Genomic DNA, 12,776 nt, shown 5'->3' on the forward strand with positions numbered 1-12,776 from the left:
AGCGTGCAGGATGTTGCAGAATTTTCCCGGAGGCGATGCTGCGCATCTGTCCGGGCTACGCGTCCCCGGCGGTCTGCGGTCACATAGCCCGGGCAGGCGCTTTGCGCCGCCCCCGGGGGAAGCGTGCAGAATGTTGCAGAATTTTCCCGGAGGCGATGCTGCGCATCTGTCCGGGCTGCTCTTCCCCGGCGGGAAAACCCATCAACCCTACGCCGAATTAATATGTTCCTTGCAGTAACGACGCTTCCACGCCGCGGGCGTCAGGCTGGTATGCTTACGGAAAATCTTGCGAAAATAGCCGACATCGTTAAATCCGCATTTCATCGCCACCTCGGTGAGCGACAGGGAATCGCTGATAAGCAGCTTTTCCGCCGCCCTCACCCGCTGACGGTGCAGCGCTTCGGTTAAGGTCAGCCGGAAAACATGGCGATAAATCCGCCCCAGATAATCGGCGTTGCAGTGCAGCTCCTGCGCCAGCGTGGATGCGGAAAGGGGCAAATGAAACCGGGTACGAATGATTTGCTGCGCTCTCCACGCCAGCGCGTTGCCGGGGCTGTCGGCGGGCTGTTCGCCCGCTGCCGCCGAAACTTGCTGCAGAATCAGCAGCAGGATCAGCTCCAGCGCCACGCTACGATGAATATTTTCCTGCTCGCGTAAGAATTGGCGGAACAACGAAATAATATACTGCGGCTCGCTGACGCGCGTGTGCTGCGGAATCGACAGCAGCGCCTCAGGCAGCGAAACGTTTTCACCTGAGGTCACTTCAAAATGCAGCCAGTAGAATTTTAAATCTGCCGGAAATTGCCCGATTCCGACGTGTAAACGCCGCGGCCAGAGCAATAAACTTTCCCCGGCGTTGACGCTAAAAATCTCGTTGTTTTCGCGGATCGTTAATGTTCCTTTTTCCACAAAGATTATTTCCCAGGAGTGAAGCTGACGAGCCGGATGGCTGCCGATGCCTCGGGAAATAAACAATCCACCATTTTGCACCTTAATCGGAAGTGACATGGACAATTCAAGCATAGACATTCAATATTCCGCTTTTAATAGCATTAATAACCCCTGTTACCTTTGATTATTCACGATAAAATAGCCGTCTGCTGGATCAAAATCACATTTTTACCATCAGGTCGGAATCGTCCTCTTTTTATACTTTTTCCTTCCCTTGTTGCCCCCAACATTTAGTGCAGAATAAATAACGTAATTTGCAAATAACACAATTAAAGCCCGCACTTCAGCGGGATATTATTCGCACATCATCTCCGGGAGTTATTTATGACTTCGGCTCCGATTACCACAACTGATTTGGCACAGCGTGCCCAGGACGACAAATTATCCCTTCGGGAAAAAATAGGCTACGGATTGGGCGACGCGGGCGGGACGGTGATTACCTGCCTGATCATGAACTTTTTAACTTTTTTCTATACCGATGTCTTCGGCCTGACGCCCGCGCTGGTCGGGACCCTGTTTCTGGCCCTGCGCGTTTTCGACGCCGTTTCCGACCCGATTATGGGCGTGCTGGCCGACCGTACCCAAAGCCGCTGGGGACGCTTTCGTCCCTGGCAGCTGTGGATTGCCGTGCCGATCGGCGTTATCGGCGTCCTGACGTTTACCGTGCCCGACGCCAGCATGGGGGTAAAAATCGCCTGGGCGTTCGGCACCTATCTGCTGCTGTCGGTGAGCTACACCGCGATAAACGTCCCCTACTGCGCGCTGATCAACACGATGACCACGCGTCATAGCGAGGTTATCTCGTGCCAGGCATGGCGCTTTGTCCTGTGCGGCGTGGCGGGATTCTTAGTCTCCGTTGGGCTGCCGTGGATGGTAAAAGCGCTCGGCCAGGGCGATACCGCACAGGGGTATCAGTACGGCGTCGGCGTACTCTGCGCCATCGCGGTGGCGATGTTCCTGTGCTGCTTCTTCTGGGTTCGCGAACGCGTCTCGCTGGATGTCATGGGGAAATTTACCCTGCGCGAGCACATCGCCGGGCTGCGTAAAAACGACCAGCTGCTGCTGATGCTGGTGATGTCATTTCTGCTTATCAACGTCTTCAATATCCGCGGCGGCGGCTACATGTACTTCATCACCTACGTGCTGGGCGGCTCCACCGGCTACACCTCGCTATTCTTCACCATGGTAACCTTCGCCTCGATTACGGGCTCCGTCATCATCAACCTGCTCTCGCGCCGCTTTGATACCGTCAAACTCTACTACTACACCAACCTGGTGCTGGCCGCTCTGGCCGTGGCGATGTGGTTTTTGCCAACCGGGCAGGCGTACCAGACCCTGTGGCTGGTCGTCATCCTCGGCAACGGCATTATTCTCGGCTTTACCCTGCCGCTGCACTTTTCGCTGATGGCCTTCTCCGACGACTACGGCGAATGGAAAACCGGCGTGCGTTCTTCCGGGATGAACTTCGCCTTTAACCTGTTCTTTATCAAGCTGGCGTGGGCCTCCAGCGCCGGCATTATCAGCCTCGTGTTTATCTACGTGGCCTATCAGCCGGGCGTGGAAAACCAAACGGCATCATCACTGGCGGGTATCGCCTCCATGGAGACCCTGCTGCCCGCCCTGTTCCATCTGCTGCTGGCCTTCACTATTCGCGCCTGCAAGCTCAACAATTCTATGATGGCGCGCATTGCCAGCGACCTGCGCACGCGTCACGTTCAGCCTTAAGGAGTCCGCCATGTCTGTTATGGAAGTCGATCTGCACAAACTGAAAATCAACGACCCGTTCCTCGGCCAGTACCAGCAGCTGGTGCGCGATGTGGTGATCCCTTATCAGTGGGATGCGCTTAACGACCGTATCGAGGAGGCGGACCCGAGCCATGCGATAGAGAACTTCCGCATCGCCGCCGGGCAACAGGAGGGCGAATTCTACGGCATGGTCTTTCAGGACAGCGACGTGGCGAAATGGCTGGAGGCGGTGGCCTGGTCGCTGTGTCAGAAGCCGGACCCCGTACTGGAAAAAACCGCCGATGAGGTGATTGAACTGGTCGCGGCCGCCCAGTGTGAAGATGGCTATCTGAATACATATTTCACGGTCAAAGCGCCAGAGGAGCGCTGGACCAACCTCGCCGAATGCCACGAACTGTACTGCGCCGGGCACATGATTGAAGCGGGTGTCGCCTTCTTCCAGGCCACCGGCAAACGTCGTCTGCTGGATGTCGTCTGCCGCCTCGCCGACCACATCGATAGCGTGTTTGGCCCCGGAGATAACCAGCTGCACGGCTACCCAGGCCATCCGGAAATCGAGCTGGCGTTAATGCGCCTGTATGACGTCACTCAGGAGCCGCGCTATATCGCGCTGGTGAAGTACTTCGTTGAGGCGCGCGGAACGCAGCCGCATTTTTACGATATCGAATACGAGAAGCGCGGTAAAACCTCCTACTGGAACACCTACGGTCCGGCGTGGATGGTGATGGATAAACCCTACAGCCAGGCGCATCAGCCGATTTCCGAACAGCCGGTCGCCATCGGCCACGCGGTGCGTTTCGTCTATCTGATGACCGGCGTTGCCCACCTCGCCCGTTTAAGTCAGGACGAGGGCAAGCGCCGGGATTGCCTGCGCCTGTGGAAAAATATGGCCCGGCGTCAGCTGTATATCACCGGCGGAATCGGTTCGCAGAGCAGCGGGGAGGCCTTCAGCAGCGACTATGACCTGCCAAACGACACGGTCTATGCCGAAAGCTGTGCTTCCATTGGCCTGATGATGTTTGCCCGCCGGATGCTGGAGATGGAAGCCGACAGCCAATATGCCGACGTGATGGAGCGCGCGCTGTATAACACCGTGCTGGGTGGAATGGCGCTCGACGGCAAGCACTTCTTCTACGTCAATCCGCTGGAAGTGCATCCAAAATCCTTAAAATTCAACCATATTTACGATCACGTTAAGCCCGTCCGTCAGCGCTGGTTCGGCTGCGCCTGCTGTCCACCGAATATCGCACGGGTGCTCACCTCGCTGGGGCACTATATCTACACGCCGCACGACGACGTCCTGTACATCAACCTGTATGTCGGCAATAGCGTGGAGATCCCGGTGGGCAATGAGGCGCTACGCCTGCGCATCAGCGGCAACTATCCGTGGCAGGAACAGGTGAAGATAGTCATCGATTCATCTTCACCGGTTAATCATACCCTGGCGCTGCGTCTGCCGGACTGGTGCGATAAGCCGCAGGTCACGCTCAACGGCGCGCCGGTTACGCAGGACGTGCGCAAAGGGTATCTGCACATCAGCCATCTCTGGCAGGAGGGCGACACGCTACAGTTAACCCTGCCGATGCCGGTGCGCCGCATTTACGGTAACCCGCTGGTGCGCCACCAGGCAGGCCAGGTCGCCGTCCAGCGCGGTCCGCTGGTTTACTGCCTGGAGCAGGCGGATAACGGCGAGCAATTGCATAACCTGCAGCTGCCGCGCGACGCCCGGTTTAGCACTGTCGAAGGCAAAGGGATTTTTGCCCGCAAGATACTTCTCCAGGCGCCGGGCTATAAGCAAACGGCGAAGGATGCCGAAAACCAGGCCCTATGGCACTATGACCGCGCGCCGTCCTCCCGTCAGCCGCAAGTATTAACCTTTATTCCGTGGTTTAGCTGGGCCAACCGCGGCGAAGGCGAGATGCGCATCTGGGTGAACGAAGCGGAAGCGTAAATGGTAAATGTAAGTGTGAGCATTCCCCGGTGGCGCTGCGCTTACCGGGGCGACAAGGTTTGTGCGTTATCGTAGCCCGGGTAAGGCGTTCACGCCGCGACCCGGGACTACCTGCTTATGCTAAAGGAACAATGCCTTATCGCGCAGAATATGATCGTTGCCGCGACGGCGGGTAAAACCGATGCGGTCGAAATATTCGAGGATCTGAATCGCCAGCTTGCGCCCGACGTTCAGCGTATCGCGAAAATCCGCCGCGCAGGTTGAGCCCCTTTCCAGATCCAGATCGCGGATCATTTTGGCAAACGCCACAATCCGATCGTTGCGATAGTAGCGATCTTTCACGATCGCGGTAATCATCCCCTGCTGCGCCGCCTGGCGTAATACCGCCCGCATTAACGACTCTTCTACGTTGGCTTCACGCGCCAGATCGCGCACCCACCATGGCTCATCGGCAAACAGCCCGGCAACCCGCTGCCAGATGGCCTGCTGCTCGTCGGTAAAGCCCGCTTTATGCTCCGGCAGATGCAGCCAGCCGTGGTGGCTGTGAACAATGCCGCTTTCGCGCATCTGCTCAATCAACAGCAGCACCAGCGCTTCATCTTCCATCGGCAGCGCAATACGCCGCAGGCGTTCGCGGCCCGGTCCTGGCTCATCGCGATGCTGATCGTGATAGCGCGCCAGGGCATCGAGCAGCTTCCGCTGCCAGCGCGCGGCGAGCGGGGCGCTCAGCAGGCTATTTCCCGCCTGCAGATAGTCAGGGCGGTGAATCAGCGCGTTGAGGCCCTCGCGGCTGAGCTGACGCGCCCAGGCGAAATCATCGAGGCGCACCGCATCGCGCTGAAGGTGAATATCCAGCGCCTGGACGTCATCGCCCTGCGCGGCGGCCAGCGCGTGCAGCCACTGTAAATACTCCGGCTTACGCTTGCCCCGGCGCGGCGGATTGAGGGTCACCACTCGCGCACCGGCCAGCGTCAGGCGCGCGGAAATATCGCGCAGCACCAGACGGTCGTTATCCGCCAGCCGCAGCGGCGTATCGAGAACCAGCTCCGCCAGCGCGCCTTCGAGCAGCGACACGCGGCCGGTAATATGGCTGGCGGCGTGGTGGATATGCAGCGGCTGCCACTGGCTAAGCGGCGTATGGCACTGCAGTTCAACGATGACCCGCTCAGAGGCTTCCGGCGGCGGTACCGCCAGCAGCCAGTCGCCGCGGTTGAGCTCCTCTTTTTGCGCATCGCCGGCAATATTCAGGGCAATGCGCTGGCCGGCCCAGGCCTGCTCAACCGGCTGATTCTGCGCGTGCAAACCGCGCACGCGCATCGGTTTATCCACGCCGGTCAGCCACAGCGTATCGCCAACGTTGACCTCGCCGGATAACGCGGTCCCGGTAACCACCAGCCCCGCGCCTTTGACGGTAAATGCCCGGTCGATGGCCAGGCGAAAGCGCTGATGCTGCGGGTGCGCGCGCGCGGAGAGCTGCAGGAGATGCTCGCGCAGCTCGGCGATGCCCCGTCCTTCCGTCGCCGCGACGGCAAACAGGGTCGCGCCGGTAAAGCCGAACTCCGCCAGCACCGCGTCGATTTCCGCCTCCACCTCCTCAATCCGCGCCGCTTCTACGCGGTCCGCTTTGGTCAGCGCCACGGTTAGCGTTGGCTGCCCGGTAAGCTGGAGGATCGCCAGATGTTCGCGGGTTTGCGCCATCACGCCATCATCGCAGGCCACCACCAGCAGCGCGTGATCGATACCGCCGACGCCGGCCAGCATATTGGACAAAAACTTTTCGTGGCCGGGAACGTCGATAAAACCCAGCACCCGCCCGTCGGGCTGCGGCCAGTAGGCGTAGCCGAGGTCGATAGTCATCCCGCGCGCTTTCTCTTCCGGCAGGCGATCGGCGTTGATACCGGTAATCGCCTGCAGCAGCGTGGTTTTGCCGTGGTCAACGTGTCCGGCGGTGGCAATAATCATCTCAATAACATCTCCATAAACCGGGATTCATCCTCAAGACAGCGCAGGTCCAGCCACAGGCGGCCATCGTAGATCCTGCCAATAACCGGCACGGGCAACTGACGCCAGCGTGCCGCCAGAGCTTCCAGCCGACTGCCGCGCCCATCGCGCGGAGTCAACGTCAACGCCGCGCTGGGCAAGCGGTCCACCGGCAGCGAGCCGCTGCCGATCTGCGACAGGCATGGCTCGACCCGCAGGTCAAAATCAGCATAATGTGCAGCCAGCGCGGCCCGCATGCGCTCGCCCTGCAGGCGGATCTCGTCCGCCTGGCGAGTCAGCAGACGCAGGGTCGGCAGTTCAGCGGCCAGCTTTTCCGGATGCAGATAGAGGCGCAGCGTGGCCTCCAGCGCCGCGAGGGTCATTTTATCCGCCCGCAGGGCGCGCTTAAGCGGATGGCTCTGCAAACGCGCGATCAGCGCTTTTTTACCGACGATAATTCCCGCCTGCGGGCCGCCCAGCAGTTTATCGCCGGAGAAGCTCACCAGGCTGACGCCGGCGGCAATCATCTCCTGCGGCATCGGCTCTTTCGGCAGGCCGTACTGGCTTAAATCCACCAGCGAGCCGCTGCCGAGATCGGCCACCACCGGGATATTGAGTTCGCGACCAATCTCCGCCAGCGCCGCTTCATCGACCGCTTTAGTAAAGCCCTCAATACTGTAGTTGCTGGTGTGCACCTTCATCAGCAGGCCGGTATTGTCATTCACCGCCTGACGATAATCTTTCGCGTGGGTGCGGTTAGTGGTCCCGACTTCATGCAGAACGCAGCCCGCCTGGCGCATCACGTCGGGAATACGAAACGCGCCGCCGATCTCCACCAGCTCGCCGCGCGACACCACCACCTCACTGCCGCCGGCGGTTGCCGCCAGCATCAGCAGCACCGCCGCCGCGTTATTGTTGGCGATACAGGCGTCTTCCGCGCCGGTGATCTGGCAAAGCAGGTCGGCCAGCGCGCGATCGCGGTGGCCGCGTCCGGCATCGTCAAGATCGTATTCCAGCGTCACCGGAGCGCGCATCGCCTGGGTCACCGCCTCTACCGCCGCTTCCGCCTGAATCGCCCGCCCAAGGTTGGTGTGCAGCACGGTACCGGTCAGGTTGAACACCGGGCGCAGCGCGCTCTGCTGTCGCTGCGTCAAACGACGCGAGGTCTCCATTAGCCACGCTTCGCACCAGTCCGGCAGCGCCTGGTTCAGGCGGATGTATTCCCGCGCCTCGTCCAGCATCTGACGCAGCTGCGCCACCGTCTGGGCGTGACCGTATTGCATCAACAGCGGTGAAAATGCGGGGTCGCGGAGTAAACGGTCGATGGCCGGAAGCCGGGTATAAAGCGCACGAATTTCGCTAGTCATGAATGAACCTATTTTCCCCCCTCCCGACGGGAGAGGGAGTCAACAAATGAGCAGCAATTGTAATGCCTCCGCGCAAAAACTGTTACCTGTCTGGGTCAACTCACCGGCGGTTCAGTGCGCGCAAAGCTGGCGCGCTGAAAGAGGGAATCCACCAGGCGCACCAGCTTCGGTCGGGTGGCGCACCAGCCCGGCGCGACGCGGCGGAAATTGAGATAAGCAATGGCGCAGGCTGCGGAAATGGTTGCCAGATTAACCTCATCAGGACGTAATGTCCCGTCACTGGCATACCCTTCCAGCGCATCAAGCCCGCGCGCAATTTTTTCACGCTGGCGCAGCAGTTCGCTTTCCGACTGCTGCGCCGCCGGGCGCGTTTTCTCCCGTACCAGCGTTTGCGCAGCCTCCATCACGCCATCAGCCAGCGCTTCAATTTGACGCAATTTCAGCGCAGCCTTCGGCGCCGCAGGCAGCATATCCGGCGCGATGCCGAGCAGTTCCAGATATTGCGCAATAATGGGCGAGTCGTACCAGCATTCACCGTCGTCGGTGACCAGCGCGGGGACTTTTCCCAGCGGATTGTACTGCGCCACGCCGTTGGTCTCGTGGTACGGGAATTCGTTGACGAACTCGAAGGGAATTGCTTTTTCCAGCAGTATGACGGAAATTTTGCGCACAAAGGGACTGGTGTAGCTGCCGATCAGTTTCATTGCCTGCTCCTTTCGCCAACAAAGTAGTAAGTATGGCGCAGGCGCAGGCAAATAGCAGAGAGAGAAATCACCTCATGCCGGACCGACCCCGCTAATGGTCCAGATAAAGATAGTGCATCCAGCTGGTCATCCGCAGCAGCACCTTGCGCATCACCGAAACGTGGGTGAAATGATCGGAGTAGACCGCCACCTGGGCGTAAATGCCGTCAGGCAGGGCGTCTACGGCGGCATCGGGCTCCAGCTCAATGGTCGCCAGCACGCCGTCGGTGCCCGGCGTCACCGTCAGCGCCTGCAGCGTGCCCTGCGCCTGGTATGTTCCCCCCGGTACGACTGGCAGGATGCTCACCAGCTTGCCGCGAAAGACCTGTCCCGGCAGCGCATTGAACACCGCTTCAGCATCGTCGCCCTTCTCCAGCCTGAGCAGCGAATTTTGCCGGAACTGCGCCACAATCAGCCGTTTTTGCTGGGGGATAAAGACCATCACCGGACGCAGCGGCAGCGAGGCGGCATAGGTCCCAGGACGAATTAACACCTGGGTGATATAACCATCGCTGGGCGCGCGCACGGTCGTCTGATCGAGGTTATATTTCGCCTCCGCCAGCTGCGCGCGCAGGCTTACCACCTGCGACTGTTCGCCGTTTATCATGCTGTCGAGCTGGCTCTGAATTTGCGCCTGCTCCGCCACCGATCCTTTCACCATCGCATCCTGGGCGAGGTAGTTTTGCCGGGCATTATCGATATCGCTTTCCGAAAACGGATTGACCCGCGCCTGGCTTCCTTTCAGGTAGCGCTGATAATCCTTATACAGACGGTCGCGCTCCGCCGAAACGCGCGTGGTGTTGGCCTGAGCCTCAGAAAGCTGGGCTTTAAGGGTATTGATACTGTGCAGCGCGGTAACAAGGTCGGCCTGTAGCCGGTCCACCCGCGCCTGATAACGCACCGGATCGATGGTAAACAGCACCTCGCCCTTTTTAACTCGTTGATTTGCTTTATCAGTGACGCTGCTGACCACCCCGGTAACCTGCGGCGTAATAGGAATAGAAATAACCGCTTTTTGCGCGGTAAAGGTATACGGATGGTTGTAGTTCATTAATAAGATAAGCGCGCTAACAATAAATACGCCGCCCAGCGCCGCGGTGGGAACCGTCCATTTATTTACCGGGATCTTAAATATTTTAAATATCGACCAGGCAATCGCCACATAGGTCAAAATAATCAGCAGATCCATGAGTTATTTCTCCACCGAAGGAGGTTGAGCTGACGGTCTGAGACCGGTTATTTGCTGCTCGAGCGCGATAACCCGCTGGCGCAGTTCGCTGATGTCGTCCCCCTCTTCCGCCGCCTCAGACGGCGTCTCGTCCCGCCGATGCTGCATGCCCCAGCCGCGTTCTGGCCGGTAAAGCGTGGCCCAGATCCATAAAAACGGCCAAATGACGTGCAGCGTAAAAAGGCTCACCCAGCCCGCGACGTGAATCGCATCGGCATGCGGGTGATTACGTTTCTTCGCGATCAGGTAAGGAATATCATGGAGAATGATGATTCCATAAAAAATCACCAGAAATACAAAGATCAGAACGCCGAGCGCAAAATAATTGAGAAACATAATTTCCTCGGATTTACGCTAATTATTTTCAGGATGTGTGCCGGGCCGGATGAAAAAAGGCCGACAAAATGAGCATAATTCACCCGTATCATTTTCGCCATTGACGACTAAAATGTTCTTTAAGCGATTGCGTTACTGAGTGACGTATCAGCAAGCGGAACGCGGCATAACCTGCGCGAGATCACACCGGGCTAAATCCTGGTGAAAATATTTTGTGATAAACATCACAAACAAATAACAAAACGTCAAAGTAAATTTGTGATTTTCATCACATAAAAATGCATTATCCCCCCTTAAAACCCGGTCTGTTGTTTTTTTACACATCCATTTTGTGATGGAGATCACTACAAAAGACCATCACCGCCCTATATTCATGTGATCCAAATCACATAAAAATCCACCGACTGGACAGCTTAACGATTCAGTGCCAGATTTCGCACTATCACTCAGGGCCCGGCTACCTCTGCCGCCTTATTAACAACAAGCCTCGGGCTTTCAGCCTGCCGATAGCAAAAACAGAAGAAGGGGTGTTTTATGTCATCCGATATCAAGATCAAAGTGCAAAGCTTTGGTCGTTTCCTCAGCAATATGGTGATGCCAAATATCGGCGCGTTTATCGCGTGGGGTATTATCACCGCACTATTCATTCCGACAGGATGGTTACCGAACGAAACGCTGGCGAAGCTGGTCGGTCCGATGATCACCTATCTGCTGCCGCTGCTGATCGGTTATACCGGCGGTAAGCTGGTTGGCGGCGAGCGCGGCGGCGTGGTCGGCGCGATTACCACCATGGGCGTTATCGTCGGCGCGGATATGCCGATGTTCCTCGGCTCCATGATCGCCGGTCCGCTGGGCGGCTGGGCAATTAAAAAATTCGACGTCTGGGTAGACGGTAAGATCAAATCCGGTTTTGAGATGCTGGTGAATAACTTCTCCGCGGGCATCATCGGTATGATCCTCGCCATTCTGGCGTTCCTCGGCATTGGCCCGGCGGTTGAAGTCCTGTCGAAAATTCTGGCCGCAGGCGTTAACTTCATGGTGGCGCACGAGATGCTGCCGCTGGCCTCTATCTTTGTTGAACCGGCGAAAATCCTGTTCCTCAACAACGCCATTAACCACGGTATTTTCTCGCCGCTGGGTATTCAGCAATCCCACGAGCTGGGCAAATCCATCTTCTTCCTGATTGAAGCTAACCCGGGTCCGGGGATGGGCGTCCTGCTGGCGTATATGTTCTTCGGCCGCGGCAGCGCGAAACAGTCTGCAGGCGGTGCGGCAATCATCCACTTCCTCGGCGGTATTCACGAGATTTACTTCCCGTACGTGCTGATGAACCCGCGTCTGATTCTGGCCGTTATCCTCGGCGGGATGACCGGCGTATTCACCCTGACTATCCTCAACGGCGGGCTGGTCTCTCCGGCTTCTCCGGGTTCTATCCTCGCCGTGCTGGCGATGACGCCGAAAGGCGCTTACTTTGCTAACATCGCGGCGATTATTGCGGCGATGGCCGTCTCCTTCGTGGTCGCAGCCGTGCTGCTGAAAACCAGCAAAGTTAAAGAAGAAGATGATATCGAAGCCGCGACCCGTCGCATGCAGGATATGAAAGCGCAGTCCAAAGGCGGCGCCACGCCGCTGGCCGCTGGCGATGTCGCGAACGACCTGAGCCACGTGCGTAAAATCATCGTCGCCTGCGACGCCGGTATGGGCTCCAGCGCGATGGGCGCAGGCGTGCTGCGTAAAAAAGTGCAGGATGCCGGGCTGAGCAACATCTCCGTGACTAACAGTGCGATCAACAACCTGCCGCCGGATGTTGACCTGGTCATCACCCACCGCGACCTGACCGAGCGTGCGATGCGTCAGGTGCCGCAGGCGCAGCATATTTCGCTGACCAACTTCCTCGACAGCGGCCTGTACACCAGCCTGACCGAACGTCTGGTTTCGGCGCAGCGCCACACGGATAACGAAGAGAAAGTCCGCGACAGCCTGAAAGACAGCTTCGATGCGTCTGACACCAATCTGTTCAAACTCGGCGCGGAAAACATCTTCCTCGGTCGTAAAGCGGCGACCAAAGAAGAAGCGATTCTGTTTGCCGGCGAGCAGCTGGTGAAAGGCGGCTACGTTGAGCCGGAATACGTCCAGGCGATGCTGGACCGTGAAAAGCTGACCTCCACCTATCTGGGTGAGTCCATCGCGGTCCCGCACGGCACTATCGAAGCCAAAGATCGCGTTCTGAAAACCGGCATCGTCTTCTGCCAGTACCCGGAAGGCGTACGCTTCGGCGAAGAAGAGGACGAGGTGGCTCGCCTGGTTATCGGTATTGCCGCGCGTAATAACGAGCATATCCAGGTGATTACCAGCCTGACCAACGCCCTGGACGATGAATCGGTCATTGAGCGTCTGGCAAAAACCACCAGCGTTGAAGAAGTTCTGACGCTGCTGAAAGCGTAATCCGTCACCCGGCGGTGCGCCGGGCAACG

9 protein-coding genes are annotated in these 12,776 nt (G+C 58.2%); 3 read left to right on the plus strand and 6 right to left on the minus strand.

Annotated features, from left to right (window positions below):
* Nucleotides 1-207: 207 nt before the first annotated feature.
* The gene (locus tag F8562_RS22165; protein ID WP_014227222.1) at nucleotides 208-1,023 is read right to left on the minus strand and encodes a helix-turn-helix domain-containing protein; all 816 of its coding nucleotides are present in this window, start codon (nucleotides 1,021-1,023) and stop codon (nucleotides 208-210) included.
* A gap of 252 nt (nucleotides 1,024-1,275) precedes the next feature.
* Between F8562_RS22165 and F8562_RS22170 the strand changes: the two genes are divergently transcribed.
* Both F8562_RS22170 and F8562_RS22175 read left to right on the plus strand, forming a co-directional pair.
* A complete protein-coding gene (locus F8562_RS22170; RefSeq protein ID WP_014839776.1) occupies nucleotides 1,276-2,676 on the plus strand; it encodes an MFS transporter in 1,401 nt (466 codons plus the stop codon).
* A 10-nt stretch (nucleotides 2,677-2,686) separates the two neighbouring features.
* Nucleotides 2,687-4,648, plus strand: coding sequence for a glycoside hydrolase family 127 protein (locus F8562_RS22175; protein WP_014839777.1), 1,962 nt, complete (start codon nucleotides 2,687-2,689; stop codon nucleotides 4,646-4,648).
* Nucleotides 4,649-4,768: 120 nt separating this feature from the next.
* Here the strand turns inward: F8562_RS22175 and selB are convergent, their stop codons facing one another.
* From selB to F8562_RS22200, 5 genes are all read right to left on the minus strand, one after another.
* Nucleotides 4,769-6,610: a selenocysteine-specific translation elongation factor gene (gene selB, locus F8562_RS22180; RefSeq protein WP_049082797.1), complete on the minus strand. Its 1,842-nt coding sequence runs from the start codon at nucleotides 6,608-6,610 to the stop codon at nucleotides 4,769-4,771.
* Nucleotides 6,607-7,995, minus strand: coding sequence for an L-seryl-tRNA(Sec) selenium transferase (selA, locus tag F8562_RS22185; protein ID WP_014839779.1), 1,389 nt, complete (start codon nucleotides 7,993-7,995; stop codon nucleotides 6,607-6,609). Before selA ends, selB begins: the two co-directional genes overlap by 4 nt.
* A 95-nt stretch (nucleotides 7,996-8,090) precedes the next feature.
* The gene (locus F8562_RS22190) at nucleotides 8,091-8,699 is read right to left on the minus strand and encodes a glutathione S-transferase (protein ID WP_014227226.1); all 609 of its coding nucleotides are present in this window, start codon (nucleotides 8,697-8,699) and stop codon (nucleotides 8,091-8,093) included.
* Nucleotides 8,700-8,790: 91 nt separating this feature from the next.
* Complete coding sequence (locus F8562_RS22195; RefSeq protein ID WP_004855442.1) at nucleotides 8,791-9,927, minus strand: HlyD family secretion protein; 1,137 nt, start codon at nucleotides 9,925-9,927, stop codon at nucleotides 8,791-8,793.
* Nucleotides 9,928-9,930: 3 nt separating this feature from the next.
* Nucleotides 9,931-10,302 (minus strand): DUF3302 domain-containing protein, encoded by a 372-nt coding sequence (locus F8562_RS22200; protein ID WP_004855444.1) that lies wholly within the window; start codon nucleotides 10,300-10,302, stop codon nucleotides 9,931-9,933.
* Nucleotides 10,303-10,836: 534 nt separating this feature from the next.
* On the opposite strand from F8562_RS22200, the gene mtlA reads away from it, so the two are divergent.
* Entirely contained in the window at nucleotides 10,837-12,747 is a 1,911-nt protein-coding gene (gene mtlA / locus F8562_RS22205) for a PTS mannitol transporter subunit IICBA (RefSeq protein WP_004855446.1), read from the plus strand.
* Nucleotides 12,748-12,776 lie beyond the last annotated feature (29 nt).

Source organism: Klebsiella sp. RCJ4 (assembly GCF_009025755.1).
Lineage (GTDB): Bacteria > Pseudomonadota > Gammaproteobacteria > Enterobacterales > Enterobacteriaceae > Klebsiella > Klebsiella michiganensis.